The organism is Streptomyces sp. NEAU-W12 (assembly GCF_026242095.1).
Classification (GTDB): domain Bacteria; phylum Actinomycetota; class Actinomycetes; order Streptomycetales; family Streptomycetaceae; genus Streptomyces.
The window spans coordinates 1-18714 of the sequence record NZ_JAPJDM010000022.1 but is presented as its reverse complement, the minus strand read 5'-3'; the positions used below and the strand labels follow the sequence as shown (position 1 = coordinate 18714).

Below are 18714 nucleotides of genomic sequence, written 5' to 3'. Positions count from 1 at the left end.
AAAGCCTGAGGAAAGGCAGACACGCATGCCCCGCACCTTCACGCTGTTCACCGGCCAGTGGGCGGACCTGCCCCTCGAGGAGGTCTGCCGGCTCGCCCGCGACTTCGGCTACGACGGACTCGAACTCGCCTGCTGGGGGGACCACTTCGAGGTCGACAAGGCACTCGCCGACCCGTCCTACGTGGACTCCCGGCGTCAGCTGCTCGACACGTACGGCCTCGAGGTCCGGGCGATCTCCAACCACCTGGTCGGCCAGGCGGTCTGCGACGCCGTCATCGACGAGCGCCACCAGGCCATCCTGCCCGCCAGGATCTGGGGCGACGGCGAGGCCGAGGGCGTACGGCAGCGGGCCGCCGCCGAGATCAAGGACACCGCGCGCGCCGCGGCCCTCCTCGGCGTCGACACCGTCGTCGGGTTCACCGGATCGGCGATCTGGCACCTGGTGGCCATGTTCCCGCCCGCGCCCGAGTCGATGGTCGACCGCGGCTACGAGGACTTCGCGACGCGCTGGAACCCGATCCTGGACGTCTTCGATACCGAGGGCGTGCGGTTCGCGCACGAGGTCCACCCCGGCGAGATCGCCTACGACTACTGGACCACCGTCCGCACCCTGGACGCGGTCGGCCGGCGGCCGGCCTTCGGGCTCAACTTCGACCCCTCCCACTTCGTGTGGCAGGACCTCGACCCGGTCGGCTTCCTGTGGGACTTCCGCGACCGGATCTACCACGTCGACTGCAAGGAGGCCCGCACACGCCTCGACGGCCGCAACGGCCGCCTCGGCTCCCACCTGCCCTGGGGCGACCCCCGGCGCGGCTGGGACTTCGTCTCCGCCGGCCACGGGAACGTCCCCTGGGAGGACGTCTTCCGCATGCTGCGTTCCATCGGCTACCGGGGGCCCGTCTCCGTCGAGTGGGAGGACGCCGGCATGGACCGGCTCCAGGGCGCCCCCGAGGCGCTGACCCGGCTCAAGGCGTACGACTTCGACCCGCCGTCGGCCTCCTTCGACGCGGCGTTCACCAGCTGAACCGCACGCCCGACGGCAGGCCGGGGCCGGGGGCCGGAACGTCCGCCGGCCCCCGGTCCGGCCTGCCCGGATCCCGCTTTGTCCCATGGTGGGGAAAAGCTCGGCCAGTCCCGTCCCAAGGGGTGTTCGCCCCGGATGAACGCGGTTACCGTCCCTGGAGTGTTCATGACACTCACGCCTCCGGGGTGACGGCGCACCCCGGCGCCCGCACCGCACGTCCCCGCACCCGTTCCGTACGGCCCCACCCCGTTCCCGGAGGGACTTCGTGCACAGAAGCAGACTCGTACCCGCCCCCACGAGGCGTCCCGGACTCCGCACCGCCCTCGCCCTGTCCACCGGCCTGATGCCGGCAGCAGGGACCCCGGCGGCCGTCGCCGGCGCCCACACCGGGCATCCGGGACACGACGAACCGGCAGCCGCCGGCGGGCGGTTCCAGCAGGTACCACTCGCCAGGGGCAGGCACGATACGGGCGAGCCGATGCCACTCGCCGTGCTCCCGGACCGCAGCGCCCCGCACACCGCCCGCGACGGCACGCTGCGCCCCACCGTCCAGGGCGGCGTCACCAAGGCCGCCGGCAGGACCCCCGTCTGCTCGTTCAAGTCGGCGAACCCCGAGGCCCGTGGCCAGGTCCCGCGTCCTCCCGGCCAGTGGGACCCCCACGAGATCAAGGTCCAGGGCGGACGCCTGCGGGTGTTCCTCAACGGAGTCGAGATCAACGACTTCACCGGCAAGGACCCCGGGCGGAGCCCGACCGACGGCCCCATCGGCCTCCAGCACCACGGCGCCGACGACCAGGTCACCTTCCGCGACATCCAACTGAAGGAACCGCCCTCCTAGGGGCGACCGGAACGGCGGCGGGCGGAGGACGCCGGACCTCCGCCCGCCGTCCCCGCCGGGCCCCGCGCCCGGCACCCCGCTCGTCCCCCTCCGGCACCCGCACCCGGTTCGCGTACGACAAGGAGGCTGCCCATGTCCGCCGAACCGTTCCTCCCCACCCCCTCCCCGGCCCCCCGCTTCGGCGTCTGGCTGATCGGGGCGCGCGGATCCGTGGCCACGACCGCGATCGCGGGCTGCGCCGCCGTCACCGCCGGACTCCACCCGCCCACCGGCATGGTCACCGAGACCCCCGACTTCACCTCGTGCGGCCTGCCGTCACTGTCGTCCCTCGTCTTCGGCGGCCACGACACCGTCGACTGCCCGCTGCCCAAACGTGCCGAACACCTCGCCGCCGGCGGCGTCCTGCCGCACGGCCTGCCCTCCGCCGTGCACGCCGAACTCGTCGCCGCCGACCGGGAGATCAGGCCCGGCGGCCCCCTGCCCGGCGACACCGACGACGGCTCGGGCCGCCACGACGACGAACTGATCGACGTGTTCGCGGCCGACATGCGCGACTTCGCGCACCGCCAGGGCCTCGCGGGCGCCGTCGTGGTGAACGTCGCCTCCACCGAGCCCGCCCCCACCGACGGCTCCCTGCCGCCGAGTTCCCTCTACGCGGCGGCCGCCCTGCGCGCCGACTGCCCCTACGTCAACTTCACCCCCTCCGCAGGCCTGCACCACCCGGCGCTGGCCGAGCAGGCCGCGACGGCCTCCGTCCCCCACACGGGCCGCGACGGCAAGACCGGGCAGACCCTGCTGCGCTCCGTACTCGGCCCGATGTTCCTGCAGCGCGCCCTCGCCGTGCGCGCCTGGTCCGGCACCAACCTCCTGGGCGGCGGCGACGGCGCCGCCCTCGCCGACCCCGCGGCCGCCGCCGCCAAGAACGCCGGCAAGGAACGCGTCCTCGCCGACACCCTCGGCACCACCCCCGAGGGCGAGGTCCACATCGACGACGTACCCGCGCTCGGCGACTGGAAGACGGCCTGGGACCACATCGCCTTCGACGGCTTCCTCGGCGCCCGCATGGTCCTGCAGACCACCTGGCAGGGCTGCGACTCGGCGCTCGCCGCGCCCCTCGTCCTCGACCTGGCCCGACTGGTCGCCCGCGCCCGGGAGAGGGGCCTGTCCGGCCCGCTGGGCGAACTGGGCTTCTACTTCAAGGACCCGGTGGGAGACGGCCCGTCCTCGCTGGCCGAACAGTACGCGGAGCTCAGGCGCTTCGCCGGGCGGCTACGGGACGACGCCGGCGACCGCGGGGCGCAGCGGTGAGCCGCGCGGTCGCCCCGGCGCAGGACACACCCACTCCGGCCGGGGCGACGGTGGCGGACGGCCCGGCCGGAGCGGCGGCGCCCAGGGGTGCCGCCACCCCCCTCCCCGGCCCCGAGCCCGGCGCCTCCCGCCCCCGCTCCGCCCGCGCGGGCGCCTGGGCCGAACTGCTGCGCCTGCCCGCGCTGTTCACCGTCCCCGGCGACGCCCTGGCCGGAGCGGCGGCGTCCGGCGCGCGCCCCGGCCCCCGCACCCTGCTCGCCATCGGATCCTCCCTGTGCCTGTACGAGGCCGGCATGGCCCTGAACGACTGGGCGGACCGCACCGAGGACGCCGCGGAACGCCCGCACCGCCCGCTTCCGTCCGGCCGCATCCGCCCGGCCGCCGCCCTCACCGCCGCCGGTGCCCTCACCGGCGCCGGACTGGCGCTCGCCGCCGGGGCGGGACGCCCCGCCCTCGCGGTGGCCGCGCCCCTGACGGCGACCGTCTGGGCCTACGACCTCGCGCTGAAGCACACACCCGCCGGTCCCGCGGCCATGGCCGCCGCCCGCGCACTGGACCTGCTCCTGGGCGCGGCCGCCACCGGCGGCGGCATCCGGACGGCGCTACCCTCGGCCGCGCTGCTCGGCACGCACACCCTCGCGGTCACGGCCGTCTCCCGCCGGGAGACCACCGGCGGCTCGGCCCTGGCCCCGCTGGCCGCCCTCGCGACGACGGGGGCGCTGACCCGGCTGGTCACCCACCGCCGCACCCGACTCCCGGCAGGCCGGCGGGCAGCAGCCGCCCCCGGCCTGCCGGGCCCCGGCCCGGCGGGGCGCCCGCCCCGCGCCACCGGCGTCCTTGCCACCGCCCTGGGCGCCGCCTACGCCGCCACGGCCGCCCGGCCCTACTTCCACGCCGCACTCAACCCCTCGCCCCCGCTCACCCGACGCGCCGTCGGCGGCGGCATCCGGGCCACGATCCCGCTCCAGGCCGCGCTCGCCGCCCGCTCCGGCTCGGCCGGCACCGCCCTGCTCGTCGCGGCCCTGGCCCCGGCCGGCCGGGTGCTCGCGAGGAGGCCCGGCATGAGGAAGGTGAGCATCACGTGAGCCGCACCCCGGACGGCGCCCTTCCGCTCCCCTTCCCCACCCCCGCCCCCATCCCCCTCCCCGCCCCCGTCCCCCTCCGGTTCGGCTACGGCACCAACGGCCTCACCGACCTCCGTCTCGACGACGCCCTCGCCCTGCTCGCCGACCTCGGCTACGACGGTGTCGGGCTCACCCTCGACCACATGCACCTCGACCCGCTCGCCCCGGACCTCGCCGCCCGCACCCGCCGGGTCGCCCGGCGCCTGGACGACCTCGGCCTGGGCGTCACCGTCGAGACCGGCGCCCGCTACGTGCTGGACCCGCGCCGCAAACACGGCCCCTCGCTCCTGGACCCCGACCCGGACGACCGCGCCCGCCGCGTGGACCTGCTCGTCCGGGCCGTCCAGGTCGCCGCCGACCTCGGCGCGCACGCCCTGCACTGCTTCAGCGGCACCGCCCCCGCGGGCACGGACGAGGACACCGCGTGGAAGCGCCTGGCCGAGGCGCTCACCCCCGTCCTGGACGCCGCCACCTCCGCGGGCGTCCCCCTCGCCGTCGAACCGGAACCCGGTCACCTCCTCGCCACCCTCGCCGACTTCCACCACCTGCGCCGCACCCTCGGGGACCCCGAACCCCTGGGCCTCACCCTGGACATCGGCCACTGCCAGTGCCTCGAACCCCTCCCACCCGCGGACTGCGTCCGCGCCGCCGCCCCCTGGCTGCGCCACGTCCAGATCGAGGACATGCGCCGCGGCGTCCACGAGCACCTGCCCTTCGGGGACGGCGAGATCGACTTCCCGCCCGTCCTCGCGGCCCTCGCCGCCACCGGCTACCAGGGCCTGACCGTCGTCGAACTGCCCCGCCACTCCCACGCGGGCCCCCACTTCGCCGCCCACTCCCTCCCGTTCCTCCACACCGCGGCCCGCACCGCGGCGACCACCCCCGCCACCGCCGCAGGCACCGCTTCCGGTACCGCCGGCGTCGCCCCGGAAGATCACACGCCCACCGACCCTGTCCCCGGCGCTCACACCGCTACCGGCACCGGCAGCGCCGGCGCTGTCCCGGACGGTCACACGGCCACAGACCTTTCCTCCGACGCCCCCGGTGCTCACCCGGCCACCGACCCGGCCCCCGGCGCCGACGCAGCCGCCGCCGCCCCTGCCGCCGATGCCGCTTTCGCCCCCGCACCTCCGCTCGGCGATCCCTCCGCCACCCCCGAAGGGAGCAGCACCCCGTGAACCACCCCCACGCCACCCCGGCCACCCCGGAGGCAGCCCTCATCACCGAGACCGGGGCGACCTCTCGGCACCCGGGGACCGCAGCACCGGGAACCCCGGCAGCCGACGGCACCACCCCCGCCGCCCCCGCCGCCCTCCCGACCACCGAACTGCACCGTCTCCTCTCCGCCCGTCTCGACGGAGCCGCCCGCGCCTGGCTGGACCAGGCCCTCGACGAGGCCGCCGCCCACCCCGGCACCCACGGCCCCGTCTCCGTGTGGGAGCTGCGCCTGGCCGAGGCAGGCCGGCGCTGCGGTGCCGCCCACGCCGACGCCGCCCGCGTCCTGATCCTGCACGCGGCCCACGCCGACGCCGAGGCGCTGGCCCGGGTCTACCACCAGGGCACCGCCGACGAACGCCGGGCGGTCCTGCACGCCCTGCCCCACCTCGTGCCCGGTCCCGAGGCCCGCCCGCTCGTCGAGGACGCCCTGCGCACCAACGACACCCGGCTCGTCGCCGCCGCCGTCGGCCCCTACTGCGCCCGGCACCTCGACGCCCACGCCTGGCGGCACGCCGTCCTGAAGTGCCTGTTCACCGGCGTCGCCCTGGACCGGGTGGCGGACCTGGCCCGGCGGGCCCGCGGCGACGGCGAACTCGCCCGCATGCTCGGCGACTACGCCGACGAGCGCACCGCCGCCGGCCGCCCCGTCCCGGAGGACCTCCACCGCGTACGGACCCTGGCCCTGGCCCTAGCCCCGGACCCCGCCCCGGACCCGGGCCCGGGCCCGGCCCCGGCCCTGGCCCCGGACCCGGATCCGGCAGAGCCCGCCCCCGCAGCCGACTCCGTCTCCTCCACCCCGAGTCACACCACGGACGACCCCCACGGCAAGGAGTCCTGATGCGCCTCTTCGACCCCCACATCCACATGACGTCGCGGACCACCGACGACTACGAGGCCATGTACGGGGCGGGCGTCCGCGCGGTCGTCGAGCCCGCCTTCTGGCTCGGCCAGCCCCGCACCTCGCCGGCCTCCTTCACCGACTACTTCGACTCCCTCCTCGGCTGGGAGCCCTTCCGCGCCGCCCAGTACGGCATCGCCCACCACTGCACCATCGCCCTCAACCCCAAGGAGGCGAACGACCCGCGCTGCACCCCCGTCCTCGACCTGCTGCCCCGGTACCTCGTCAAGGACCACGTCGTGGCCGTCGGCGAGATCGGCTACGACTCCATGACACCCGCCGAGGACACCGCGCTCGCCGCCCAGCTCCAGCTCGCCGCCGACCACGGCCTGCCCGCCCTGGTGCACACCCCGCACCGCGACAAGCTCGCCGGACTGCGCCGCACCCTCGACGTCGTCCGGGAGTCCGCGCTGCCCGTGGACCACGTCCTGGTCGACCACCTCAACGAGACCACCGTCAAGGAGGCCAAGGACAGCGGCTGCTGGCTCGGCTTCTCCGTCTACCCCGACACCAAGATGGACGAGGAACGGATGGTCGCGATCCTGCGCGCCCACGGCCCCGAGCGGGTCCTGGTGAACTCCGCCGCCGACTGGGGAAGGAGCGACCCGCTCAAGACCCGCAAGGTCGCCGACCTGATGCTCGCCGAGGGCTTCACCGAGGACGACGTCGACCGCGTCCTGTGGCGCAACCCCGTCGCCTTCTACGGACTCGGCGGCCGGCTCACCCTCGACGTCACCGCCCCCGAGGCCACCCACGAGGGCAACTCCATCCAGCGCGGCGCACCGAGGGACGAGCCTCCGCGGACGGCCGACGACGCCGGCGCGGAGGCGTGAGCCATGCGCTTCCGCCACCCCGACGGATCCACCGTCCACCTCGCCTACTGCACCAACGTCCACCCCGCCGAGACCCTCGACGGTGTCCTCGCCCAGCTGAGGGACCACTGCGAACCCGTCCGCCGCCGGCTCGGCCGCGACCGGCTCGGCATCGGCCTGTGGCTCGCCAAGGACGCCGCGCGCGCCCTCGTCACCGACCCGTCCGCCCTGCGCGGCCTGCGCTGCGAACTCGACCGGCGCGGACTCGAGGTCGTCACCCTCAACGGCTTCCCCTACGAGGGGTTCGGCGCCGAGGAGGTCAAGTACCGCGTCTACACACCGGACTGGGCCGACCCCGAGCGCCTGGAGCACACCACCTCCCTGGCCCGCCTCCTCGCCGGACTGCTCCCCGACGACGTCCCCGACGGCAGCATCTCCACCCTGCCGCTGGCCTGGCGCACCGTCCACGACGCGCGGCACGCCGAAGCCTCCCGCACCGCCCTGCGCACCCTCGCCGAACGCCTCGACGCACTCCAGGAACTGACCGGACGCTCCCTCCGCATCGCCCTGGAACCGGAACCCGGCTGCGTCGTCGAAACCACCCACGACGCCATCGCACCACTCACCGCGATCGGCCACGACCGCATCGGCGTCTGCGTCGACACCTGCCACCTCGCCACCTCCTTCGAAGACCCGGACACCGCCCTGGACGACCTCACCCGGGCCGGCGTCCCCGTCGTCAAGTCCCAGCTCTCCGCCGCCCTGCACGCCGAGCAGCCCCACCTGCCCGAGGTCCGCGAGGCCCTGCGCGCCTTCGCCGAGCCCCGCTTCCTGCACCAGACCCGCACGTCCACCGCCGCCGGACTGCGCGGCACCGACGACCTCGACGAGGCCCTGGCCGGCGACACCCTGCCCGAGGGGGCGCCCTGGCGCGCACACTTCCACGTCCCCCTGCACGCGGCCCCCACCGCACCCCTCACCTCCACGCTGCCCGTACTGAAGACCGCCCTGACCAAGCTCGTCGGCGGCCCGCAGCCGCTCACCCGCCACCTGGAGGTCGAGACCTACACCTGGCAGGCCCTCCCACCCGAGCTGCGGCCCAGGGGCCGCGCCCAGCTCGCCGACGGCATCGCCGCCGAACTCGCCCTCGCCCGCGACCTGCTGACGGACCTCGGCCTGAAGGAACTCCCATGACCACAGACCGTGCGGCCGACGCCGACCACGCGGACCCCACCGCCGAACCCGCCCCGGCATCCGCTCCGGGTTCCGCCTCGGCCTCCGTCCCGGCATCCGCCTCGGGTTCCGTCCCGGCATCCGCCTCGGCACCCGTCCCAAAACCCGTCCAGGAATCTGCGGCCACCGGCCCCACCCCCCTCCTCGTCCTCGACGTCGTGGGCCTCACCCCCCGCCTCCTCGACCACATGCCCCACCTCAAGAGGCTCGGCCAGTCCGGCTCCCGCGCCCCGCTCGGCACCGTGCTGCCCGCCGTCACCTGCGCCGCCCAGTCCACCTTCCTCACCGGCAGCCTCCCCTCCGAACACGGCATCGTCGGCAACGGCTGGTACTTCCGCGAACTCGGCGACGTCCTGCTGTGGCGCCAGCACAACGGTCTCGTCGCCGGGGACAAGCTCTGGGACGCGGCCCGCCGCGCGCACCCCGGCTACACCGTCGCCAACATCTGCTGGTGGTACGCCATGGGCGCGGACACCGACATCACCGTCACCCCCCGCCCGGTCTACTACGCCGACGGCCGCAAGGAACCCGACTGCTACACCCGGCCCCCGGCCCTGCACGACGAACTCACCGCCGAACTCGGCACCTTCCCGCTCTTCCACTTCTGGGGCCCCGGCGCGGACCTGGTCTCCAGCCAGTGGATCATCGACGCGACCCGCCACGTCAACCGCACCCGCCACCCCGACCTGACGCTCTGCTACCTCCCCCACCTCGACTACGACCTGCAGCGCTTCGGCCCCGACGACCCGCGTTCCCTGAAAGCGGCCGCAGACCTGGACGCCGCCCTGGCCCCGCTGCTCGACGACGCCCGCGCCGAGGGCCGTACCGTCGTCGCCCTGTCCGAGTACGGCATCACCCGCGTGCACCGGACCGTGGACATCAACCGCGCCCTGCGCCGCGCGGGTCTGCTGGAGGTGCACACGCAGGACGGCATGGAGTACCTCGACCCGATGGCCTCGCGCGCCTTCGCCGTCGCCGACCACCAGATCGCCCACGTCTACGTGCGCCGCCCCGAGGACCTCGACGCCACCCGGGCCGCCCTCGAAGGACTGCCCGGCATCGACCGACTCCTCGACGACGAGGGCAAGAAGGCCCACCACCTCGACCACCCGCGCGCCGGCGAACTGGTCGCCGTCGCCGAACCCGACGCCTGGTTCACGTACTACTACTGGCTCGACGACGACCGCGCGCCCGACTTCGCGCAGCTCGTCGAGATCCACCGCAAACCCGGCTACGACCCGGTCGAGCTCTTCATGGACCCCCTCGACCCGTACGTCAAGGTGAAGGCGGCCACCGCGCTGGCGCGCAAGAAACTCGGCATGCGCTACCGGATGGCGATCGTGCCCCTCGACCCGTCGCCTGTTCGGGGCAGCCACGGCCGCCTTCCGGCGAGCGACGACGACGGTCCGCTCCTCATCTGCTCCACCCCCCGTGCCGTCGGAGACCGCGTCGCGGCCACCGATGTCAAGCAACTCCTGCTCCACCTCGCCGGGCTCGGCTGACGCACCACCACGCGCGCCCGGCCGAGAGCGGGCATCCCGCCCCCGAGAGTCAACCACACGGCACTGACAACGGCCGGTCCGGGCGGCACCGGAACCGGCCACGACCCAGAAGGCAGGCCCCGTGACCCCGCACTCCGCCCCCTCCCGCACCGAGGCCACCCCCACCCCGGCCGCCGACGCCCCGGACGAGGCACTGCGCCGCTCCCTGGGCGTGCACCGGCGCCGTTTCCTCAGCACCTGCACCGCCGTGGCCGCCGGAGCCGTCGCGGCCCCCGTCTTCGGCGCAGCCCCCGCCCTGGCCCAGGACCGCGGCAGAGACCACGACCACGGACACGACCACGGGCACGGCCCTGACCACCGCGGGCGGATACTCGTCCCGCCGCACAAGCGCGGCATCATCCTCTACACCGTCCGTGACGCCACCGGCCGCGACCCCCTGGCCACCGACCTGCCCTCCGGCTTCCGCGAGGTGTTCAGGCAACTGGCCCGCCACGGCTACCGCCAGGTGGAGTTCGCCGGCTACCACCAGCACGCGAACGCGCCCGGCGGTGCCGGTCTGGAGTCCGTCGAGGGAGCCAGGCTGCTGCGCTCCTGGCTCGACGAGTACGGCCTGCGCGCCCAGGGCAACCACGGCTTCATCCCGTCCTCCTGGCCGTTGACCACGGCGGACCTGGACACCTTCAAGAAGCATCTCGAGATCGCCAACATCCTCGGCCTGGACCACATGGGCACCGGCGGCGACCCCACCGGCAGCTCCCACCGCGCCGACTGGGACGTGGCCGCCGACAAGTGGAACGCGCTCGGCGCGATCGCCCGCCGCGAGGGCGTCAAGCTCTACACCCACAACCACGACGGCGCCTACGGCTTCCTGCTCGACGGCGGCCCCCTGGACGACCAGGGCCGGCCGACCCGCAGTTCGGGCATCCGGAAACTGGAGTACTTCCTCGAGGTCACCGACCCCCAGGCCGTCTGGCTGGAGATGGACATCTTCTGGGCGCACGTCGCCCAGTACAAGTTCCACACGTACACCGCCCACGACGGCTCCGCGCGGAAGAAGGTCTTCGACCCGGCCGGCCTGGTCGCCCGCCACAACAAGCGCTACCCGCTGTTCCACGCCAAGGACGGCGTCGTCAGCACGACCAACGGCATGGGCTACGAGATGGTGCCCTTCGGAACCGGCGTCATCGACTACACGACGTTCTTCTCCCGGGTCGGGCAGCGGAACTACCACAACCCGATGGTCGAGGACGACACCGCCCCGAGCGCCACCGACCCCGCGCAGTCGCTGCGCGAGGCCAAGATCAGCTACGACAACCTGGCGGCCCTGCGCAAGCGGCGCTGCTGACCGGGGACAGGGCCGGGAACACGGGCCGGGCGGTTTCCCGGAGTACCGGCCCACGCCGCGACGAGGGCGGGAGGGTCGGTCCCGCCGCGGTCCGGCCTCGCGTCCGGAAGCACGGAAACGCAGGTGAAAGGCACTGCGAAACCTTGGTATGGTTGTCCACGTCGCCGCAGGGATCACCCCTGACAGGGCGGCGTACACCTGGTCCGGGTGGCGGAATGGCAGACGCGCTAGCTTGAGGTGCTAGTGCCCTTTATCGGGCGTGGGGGTTCAAGTCCCCCCTCGGACACACAAGGGGACGTTCACGAGATCGTCCCGAAGCGTTCACGAATTACCGGTCGAGTCGTGTGACTCACCGGTATTTCGTCGTTTCTGGGGCCTTGAGCCTCGTGATCGGCTCGATGAGGGGGTGAGGCGGTGGCGGTCCAGGTACTGCGCCTCTCACCTGCGGAAACAGGACATGCCTGCGCGACGGCTGGTAGCCGTGACGCAGGCATGTGGGGTTTTCAGGGGGCGGAGCGCGGCGGAGGTGCGTCACTCGCGTGGCGGAGGCTCCACCTGCTCGGTCGGAAGCGGTCGCGCCTGGGGCGGGCCGGAGGGCTCACCGGGTCGGGTCGCGGCGCTCTGCGCGCTGGCTTTGCGGGGCTGGATGCCCTGGTCACGGAGGAACCGTCGGATGGCTCTGAGGTTCGCCACAAAGATGATGACGGCATTGAGCAGGGTCTGTGCGACGCGTCCGTGCGGCAGGCGGAGCTGGGGATTGTCGATGCTATCGAGGGCGGACTTCTTGAGGTTGCCGTTGCCGCCCTCGTTCTGACTGCGCAGTCCGGACCAGGCTTCCTGCCACAGAGGGGTGAACAGGGGGTATTTCTGTCGCCACTTGGCCAACACGGTGCCCGGGACGGTGATGCTCTTCCCCCTGCAGATGTCGGGGTAGACGGGGGTGTCCCGCTTGGGTTTGGAGATAGTGGGCAGGGCTGCCGGGGTACGGACAGTGGGGGCGTCGAGGTCGACGACGGTGGACGGGCGTGGCTGGGGCCGGCGGTAGCAGGTGACCGTGGCGTGGGACCCGAGGGCAGGGCACTGTCGACGCTGGTCCCCTGCGGGCCCGTACTCCTTGATCTTGGTCTGGTAGTCCTTCCGGGACTGGATCAGGTTGAGCGCGTGGGCGCGGTCCTCATCCGTGCGGCTGTCGATGTATGTGGCGCCCGCAGTGATGAGCGGGGTGGGCATCAGCGGGCAGTAGAACTCGCCGCCAACCAGCTGCATGCCGCGGAACTCTCCCTGCCGGTCGACCTTGTCGTCGTTGTAGTGCTTCACCGCATTGAGGCCGAGTTTGAGCAGCTGCAGATGCAGGTTGTGAGGCTTGGCCTGGGTGATGCCCCGGTCGGCGCAGAACAGGTCTTTGACCAGGCCTCGTTCGAAGGCCGGCTGGATGGCGCGCAGGGCGGCCGGGCCGGGTTCGGTGCCCGGGGTGTGAAGGATCATGCCGAGGCAGACCGCCGGGTAGGCGCCAGCGAGGTCGCCATGGCCATGGCCCGGGAACGCGGCCATCATGGCGTAGCGGAACTCTCTTTTCTCCGGCGCCTTGGCCTTCTTCTCCTGTCCCGACTTGGTCTTGCGAGGCGGTGGCTTGTTTGTCGTGCCGCGCCGGGTACCAGTGTTCGTGGAGGCCGCAGCTTTGTCGCTGGGCCCCGACTTCTTCTGCGTACCTCCCTTCACGTACATCCCGGCGGTGATCTCAAGCGAGGCCCGGTCCTGGTGGTAGTCCGGCTCTTTGCCCCAGACCGGAACCGGAGTGTCGTCGACCGCGATGTGGCCAGGCCACCGAGCGAAGTCGCCGCGCCGGTAGGAAGCCATCACCGGAGCGAGAATCAGATCCTGGGCGATGGCCTCCAGATTGCGCACGGTGTCCTGGTTGGCGCGGGCATTCCACTTCCGTCGGATCTTCTTGGCCTCGCTGAGCGTCAGCCGCTTGCGGCGGTCGTGTGGTGCCGGGTCGAGGCGCCGGGTCATCGAGGCCCAGGACCGGTAGACGCGCTTCGACGTCGCGTACTGGTGGTGCGCGACGCGGTCGATTTCTTCTCGGGTTGCGCCCTCCCGAATGTGCAGGTCGACGTGGGGGACGTCAAGGAGGGCTTTGGACCCTGGAGACAGGGCGAAGAACAGCGTCTCCCATGCGTCGTTGATGTTCGCGCTCTTGCCCATGTACTGCGACAGGATCAGGCCGATCAGCACTGTGCGGAACGGCAAGCCCTTCGGACCTGGCCGGTGCTCGTTGGAGGGAAGGCGTTCCAGTGCTCCGCTGTGGCGCACGAGGTCGAAGACCTGCCTCACAATGCGGTCGCTGAGGGTACGGCCGGGGGCCTGCGGTGCAGGGCGTAGGGCGAGGCCGGTACGCCGGCAGGGTTTGTCCTCCGGGTTCTTCCTGCTCATGCCGCCGCCCCCCGCAACAGATCGGATGCCTCCGCTTCGGGCAGGTCGTGGAGGAAGACGAGGTAGCGCGAGAGGCTGTGCAGGGTCCCGAGTCCCGACGCTTTGAGGATCACCTTCAGCGGAATACCTGCATTCAGCAGTTCGACGAGCCAGGTCGTACGCAGCCGCTGGGTCTGCAGCACTGCACCGTCACAACGGCCGATGATCCGCGGATACCTGGCCAGCCAGTCCGATGCGATGTGCTTGCTGGTGCGGTCCTGCCAGTCCGGCCGGAAGGCGTACGCGTCTGCCGGGATGTGGGCGGCTTCCGCCAGCAGCAGTTCCTCGTAGGCGTACCGGCATACGACAGTGCGCGGACGGCGCCCGTGCACCTTGACCAGTGCCCGGCCGGTGGGGCCCGCGAGGATGTCTCGCCCCTGAACGTACACAAGATCCTCAACGGCGAGCCCGCAACCGACGCCGAGACAGAACAGCAGACAGGCGTTTCGCCGTTGGGCCGGGGTGGGCAGGCTCTGCGCCCAGATCAGCCAGTAGGCGATTTCCGCCGGCGGGTAGGGGGCCACTGGGGCGGCGGTGGCCTTCAGCCGGATCGGCGGATGCTGTCCGAGCTGGTCCAACAGGAGCGCTTCGGAGGCCCGGCGCAGCTGGCTGCTGCAGGTTCGGCGGCTGTTGGCGCCCATGTCGCGGCAGCCGACAAGGATGAACCGTTCGACTGTGCTCTGGTCAAGGATCACCGAGGGTTCGAGCGGGAGGCCCTGGGCCTCGACCCAGGCGACCAGCCGTGTGAGCGGCGTCATGATCACGTCTGGGCCGTAGGGTCCCGCTGCGACGGCCAGGAATCCCAGCGAGCGGACGACCGGCGCGATGCGGCGCCACTGGGCGGGCGGCACCGTCTCCGCCTTCGGTGCGTAGGCCAGCAGGCGATTCGACACAGCGACCTCCAGGCGCAAGGCCCATGACAGGTGGCCGGTTAACCGGCCACTGGTGTCAGTGTCGATCACGATCTGAAGGAACGCATCTTTATGACCGGAGGCCGAGCGCGCACGGCGCCGCCATGGAGCTACGCCGTCGATCCGGAGGAGTGGCCGGATGCCCGGATCGCCGGGGAGCCCGCCGCGGCGGTCGTCCAGACGATTGCCCGCCGCCTCGCCGCCGCCCTGCGCGAGAGGCCGGAGCTCTCGCTGCGCGCACTGGCCACCCAGAGCAACGTCGGCAGACAGACCATCGGCGATCTGCTGGCGGGCACCACCTGGCCGGATGTCCTGACGGTCTGTCGACTGGAGCGCGCCCTGGGCCTGGCGCTCTGGCCCGGATCGAATGCGACCCAATGTGCTCATGACTGATCCCCAATTGCCTATTTGAGGTCAGTCGTGCACGCTCAAGTGCCGGATGGCGCAGACGCCCTATAGCGCCACCCGTGGGAGCGCTAGAGTGAACGTGCGCGACGGACCGGAACCCTGCTAGGAGAAGCGTCCGTTCGCGTGTTTGGCGGCCTCCCTCGACCGCTAATCGAGGGAGGCCTGCTTGTTGGGTTAGGGTCGTTCTCGGGTAGATCAAGCAGCCCGGGATGACAGCACGGCCCGGAACATTCCCGGTGCTACGTTTTCCACCTCGCCAAGTTGCTTCATACGGTTGAGTGTTTTTCCTACGGATGAGCGGACCGTCGCGTCCGCTCCCGGGCGCACCGCCGCCGCGATATCGGTGATGGACATTGCCCCTTCGGCGGCGCACAGGAGTGTGAGGATCGCATCGCGCATGCTTCCGTTACGCGGTGACCCCAGGGTCCGAGTGCCCACGCCCGGGCGCGCATCTTCGGACGAAGGATCCTCGTCGGCGACAGAAACTTCAGACGGACCCTCCCGGGAAGGCTGGGCGGTTTCCGCGTCCTCGCCAGTGTCCGGCGGCTCTTCGTGGACATCGGTGGATTCGACGCCCTGGCACATCATCGTGTACACAGCTTCCAATGTCGCTAACTCGCCGCGCAGTGAAGTGATCAGCTCCTTCACGGCATGCCGGGCCTGGCCGATGTAGACACCCTTGTCTGGCGCAGGTGCGCTGGTCCGGTATCCCGCCATAGCGAACTCCTAAGGAAGGTCGCTGCCAGTGTAGGGACGGCACACTGTGGCACGCACGCAGTTCCTGTGAGGCGCTATCAAACGGTCAGCAGTGCGCTCAAGCAGGGCAAGTCCGGTCCGGGTTGGCGCAGGACTCGACCCGTCTAGGCGCAGAGTTGGCTCGCCGGGTTCGCGCGATGCCGCACCGGAACTGTGAGACGTGCAACCACAGAATTCTGACGTGTGGATTCTGTCGAAGCTCCCGGTCTCCGGGAACGTTTGAGCGTTACGGTTCCTTCATGGTGGATGGCAAGCATCTGTCGGCGACAGAGGCCTTGGCGTCGGTGACGAAGGCCCTTGATGTTCTAGTCCTGGCGTATGACCGGGGGGAAATCGGTGTTACCGAAACCGCCCGGGAGCTCGGTATCTCACGTTCCACCGCACACCGCATCCTGGTCACCCTGCAGCGCACGGGTTTCCTGCGCCACGATCCTGGCCAGCACGGATACTCGGCGGGGCCGCAGCTCGTACGCATGGGACTGGCCGCGATCGCCCAGCTAGACGTCCGACGGCAGGCGCGCAGACCCCTGGAGGAGCTCTCCGAGAAGCTGCAGGAGACGGTGTGCCTGTACTCCCTGGATGCGGCCGTCGTCCGACTCCTCGACGGAGTCGAGTGCCGGCATGTCCTGCGCGTCAGCGTTCCGCTCGGACAGGAGCTCCCCGCCCACGTCACAGCGGCGGGCAAGGCTTTGCTCGCACTGCGCGACCCGGCAGATGTACGCGCGACACTCCCGGCCGCGCTCCCTGCCACGGCGGCAGGAAGCATCACTGAGTGGCCACTGCTTGAGGTGGAGTTGGAGGAAGTTAGAGCCCGAGGATGGGCGGCAGACCTCGAGGAAAGTGCACACGACCTGCACGGCGTAGGCGTGGCCATCCGCAACCGCATCGGGGAACCGCTCGCCGCGATCTCCGTGTACGCACCCGCTGTACGCCTGCGTGAACAGGACATGCCAGCGATTGCCACGGCCCTGCAGGAGACCGCCACCACGATCGCCAGGGCAGCGTGACAGCGGGCGCCGAGGTGCCAGGACTCAAGGCCCCAACGTGATCCGCCCGTCCGGGATCCACCCCTCCAGGTATCCCGTCAACAGCACATCCACATCTGGCAGATCACACCGTGTGCACAACTCCTGCCACTGCTCAGGCCCCGCCCAGCGTGTCGGGACCTTGTCCCTGCGGAGTGGACACCTGTTCGTATCGTTATGCGGCGAGTGTCAGGGTAGCTGACTGCTGTTCGTAGGCGTTCGGTGCCTGCTGTCCGTTCACCGAGTGTCGTCGGCGGGTGTTGTAGCGCGTGGCCCAGCGGAAGACGGCCAGGCGGCAGGCCCGGGCCCCGTCGTAGCGGCGGGCGCCACGGAGCGTCTCGCGTTTGAGGGCGGCGTTGAACGACTCTCCGGGTTGGCGCAGGACTCGACCCGTCTAGGCGCAGAGTTGGCTCGCCGGGTTCGCGCGATGCCGCACCGGAACTGTGAGACGTGCAACCACAGAATTCTGACGTGTGGATTCTGTCGAAGCTCCCGGTCTCCGGGAACGTTTGAGCGTTACGGTTCCTTCATGGTGGATGGCAAGCATCTGTCGGCGACAGAGGCCTTGGCGTCGGTGACGAAGGCCCTTGATGTTCTAGTCCTGGCGTATGACCGGGGGGAAATCGGTGTTACCGAAACCGCCCGGGAGCTCGGTATCTCACGTTCCACCGCACACCGCATCCTGGTCACCCTGCAGCGCACGGGTTTCCTGCGCCACGATCCTGGCCAGCACGGATACTCGGCGGGGCCGCAGCTCGTACGCATGGGACTGGCCGCGATCGCCCAGCTAGACGTCCGACGGCAGGCGCGCAGACCCCTGGAGGAGCTCTCCGAGAAGCTGCAGGAGACGGTGTGCCTGTACTCCCTGGATGCGGCCGTCGTCCGACTCCTCGACGGAGTCGAGTGCCGGCATGTCCTGCGCGTCAGCGTTCCGCTCGGACAGGAGCTCCCCGCCCACGTCACAGCGGCGGGCAAGGCTTTGCTCGCACTGCGCGACCCGGCAGATGTACGCGCGACACTCCCGGCCGCGCTCCCTGCCACGGCGGCAGGAAGCATCACTGAGTGGCCACTGCTTGAGGTGGAGTTGGAGGAAGTTAGAGCCCGAGGATGGGCGGCAGACCTCGAGGAAAGTGCACACGACCTGCACGGCGTAGGCGTGGCCATCCGCAACCGCATCGGGGAACCGCTCGCCGCGATCTCCGTGTACGCACCCGCTGTACGCCTGCGTGAACAGGACATGCCAGCGATTGCCACGGCCCTGCAGGAGACCGCCACCACGATCGCCAGGGCAGCGTGACAGCGGGCGCCGAGGTGCCAGGACTCAAGGCCCCAACGTGATCCGCCCGTCCGGGATCCACCCCTCCAGGTATCCCGTCAACAGCACATCCACATCTGGCAGATCACACCGTGTGCACAACTCCTGCCACTGCTCAGGCCCCGCCCAGCGTGTCGGGACCTTGTCCCTGCGGAGTGGACACCTGTTCGTATCGTTATGCGGCGAGTGTCAGGGTAGCTGACTGCTGTTCGTAGGCGTTCGGTGCCTGCTGTCCGTTCACCGAGTGTCGTCGGCGGGTGTTGTAGCGCGTGGCCCAGCGGAAGACGGCCAGGCGGCAGGCCCGGGCCCCGTCGTAGCGGCGGGCGCCACGGAGCGTCTCGCGTTTGAGGGCGGCGTTGAACGACTCGGCGAGTGCGTTGTCCGCGCTCGTACCGACCGCCCCCATGGACTGTCTGACGCCCAACTGCGCGCACAGCTCAGCGAATTGGCGGGAGCTGTACTGGGCTCCGTGATCGCTGTGGAAGACGGCGCCGGCCAGACTGCCGCGGACCCGGGCGGCGGACC

Annotated in this window: 16 protein-coding genes, 1 tRNA gene and 2 pseudogenes; 14 read left to right on the top strand and 5 right to left on the bottom strand. The window is 71.6% G+C overall.

The genetic code is table 11. The annotated features are described in order from the left end of the window. Positions 1-25: 25 nt before the first annotated feature. The 11 genes and pseudogenes from ORI94_RS25505 to ORI94_RS25455 all read left to right on the top strand — a co-directional run bounded on the left by ORI94_RS25505 (position 26) and on the right by ORI94_RS25455 (position 11588). Positions 26-1024 (top strand): sugar phosphate isomerase/epimerase family protein, encoded by a 999-nt coding sequence (locus ORI94_RS25505; RefSeq protein ID WP_266079738.1) that lies wholly within the window; start codon positions 26-28, stop codon positions 1022-1024. Positions 1025-1289: 265 nt separating this feature from the next. After that, the gene (locus tag ORI94_RS35370) at positions 1290-1862 is read left to right on the top strand and encodes a DUF1080 domain-containing protein (RefSeq protein WP_323056089.1); all 573 of its coding nucleotides are present in this window, start codon (positions 1290-1292) and stop codon (positions 1860-1862) included. Between the two features lie 132 nt (positions 1863-1994). Beyond that, complete coding sequence (locus ORI94_RS25495; protein ID WP_266079736.1) at positions 1995-3170, top strand: inositol-3-phosphate synthase; 1176 nt, start codon at positions 1995-1997, stop codon at positions 3168-3170. Further along, positions 3167-4255, top strand: coding sequence for an SCO3242 family prenyltransferase (locus ORI94_RS25490; RefSeq protein WP_266079734.1), 1089 nt, complete (start codon positions 3167-3169; stop codon positions 4253-4255). Before ORI94_RS25495 ends, ORI94_RS25490 begins: the two co-directional genes overlap by 4 nt. A 50-nt stretch (positions 4256-4305) precedes the next feature. Then, positions 4306-5226 (top strand): annotated as a pseudogene (locus ORI94_RS25485) (sugar phosphate isomerase/epimerase family protein); the annotation flags it as partial. A gap of 242 nt (positions 5227-5468) precedes the next feature. Further along, entirely contained in the window at positions 5469-6350 is an 882-nt protein-coding gene (locus tag ORI94_RS25480) for an EboA domain-containing protein (RefSeq protein WP_416237897.1), read from the top strand. Then, the gene (locus ORI94_RS25475; protein ID WP_266079732.1) at positions 6350-7243 is read left to right on the top strand and encodes a TatD family hydrolase; all 894 of its coding nucleotides are present in this window, start codon (positions 6350-6352) and stop codon (positions 7241-7243) included. Before ORI94_RS25480 ends, ORI94_RS25475 begins: the two co-directional genes overlap by 1 nt. 3 nt (positions 7244-7246) lie before the next feature. Continuing rightward, a complete protein-coding gene (eboE, locus tag ORI94_RS25470) occupies positions 7247-8416 on the top strand; it encodes a metabolite traffic protein EboE (RefSeq protein WP_266079730.1) in 1170 nt (389 codons plus the stop codon). Continuing rightward, a complete protein-coding gene (locus ORI94_RS25465) occupies positions 8413-9957 on the top strand; it encodes a nucleotide pyrophosphatase/phosphodiesterase family protein (RefSeq protein WP_266079728.1) in 1545 nt (514 codons plus the stop codon). The genes eboE and ORI94_RS25465 overlap by 4 nt, the downstream gene beginning before the upstream one ends. Before the next feature lie 121 nt (positions 9958-10078). Then, positions 10079-11302, top strand: coding sequence for a sugar phosphate isomerase/epimerase family protein (locus tag ORI94_RS25460; protein WP_266079726.1), 1224 nt, complete (start codon positions 10079-10081; stop codon positions 11300-11302). Positions 11303-11503: 201 nt separating this feature from the next. Continuing rightward, positions 11504-11588 (top strand) — tRNA-Leu (locus ORI94_RS25455). Positions 11589-11833: 245 nt separating this feature from the next. Here the strand turns inward: ORI94_RS25455 and ORI94_RS25450 are convergent. Continuing rightward, positions 11834-13735: a hypothetical protein gene (locus tag ORI94_RS25450; RefSeq protein ID WP_266079724.1), complete on the bottom strand. Its 1902-nt coding sequence runs from the start codon at positions 13733-13735 to the stop codon at positions 11834-11836. Next, entirely contained in the window at positions 13732-14736 is a 1005-nt protein-coding gene (locus ORI94_RS25445) for a hypothetical protein (RefSeq protein ID WP_266079722.1), read from the bottom strand. Before ORI94_RS25445 ends, ORI94_RS25450 begins: the two co-directional genes overlap by 4 nt. Positions 14737-14757: 21 nt before the next feature. Between ORI94_RS25445 and ORI94_RS25440 the strand changes: the two genes are divergently transcribed. After that, positions 14758-15078 (top strand): helix-turn-helix domain-containing protein, encoded by a 321-nt coding sequence (locus ORI94_RS25440; RefSeq protein ID WP_266079720.1) that lies wholly within the window; start codon positions 14758-14760, stop codon positions 15076-15078. 210 nt (positions 15079-15288) lie between these two features. Here ORI94_RS25440 and ORI94_RS25435 read toward each other — a convergent pair whose 3' ends face one another. After that, entirely contained in the window at positions 15289-15810 is a 522-nt protein-coding gene (locus ORI94_RS25435; RefSeq protein WP_266079718.1) for a hypothetical protein, read from the bottom strand. A gap of 278 nt (positions 15811-16088) precedes the next feature. Between ORI94_RS25435 and ORI94_RS25430 the strand changes: the two genes are divergently transcribed. Next, positions 16089-16856, top strand: a complete 768-nt coding sequence (locus tag ORI94_RS25430) for an IclR family transcriptional regulator (protein ID WP_266079716.1) — start codon at positions 16089-16091, stop codon at positions 16854-16856. A gap of 193 nt (positions 16857-17049) precedes the next feature. Here ORI94_RS25430 and ORI94_RS25425 read toward each other — a convergent pair. Beyond that, positions 17050-17241: pseudogene (locus ORI94_RS25425) on the bottom strand (integrase core domain-containing protein); the annotation flags it as partial. A gap of 162 nt (positions 17242-17403) precedes the next feature. On the opposite strand from ORI94_RS25425, the gene ORI94_RS25420 reads away from it, so the two are divergent. Next, positions 17404-18171 carry an IclR family transcriptional regulator gene (locus ORI94_RS25420; protein WP_266079716.1) on the top strand — a complete coding sequence of 256 codons (768 nt, stop codon included), beginning with the start codon at positions 17404-17406 and terminating at the stop codon, positions 18169-18171. A gap of 193 nt (positions 18172-18364) precedes the next feature. Here ORI94_RS25420 and ORI94_RS25415 read toward each other — a convergent pair. Next, positions 18365-18714 (bottom strand): integrase core domain-containing protein (locus ORI94_RS25415; RefSeq protein WP_266079713.1); only part of this gene is annotated, 350 nt, incomplete at its 5' end.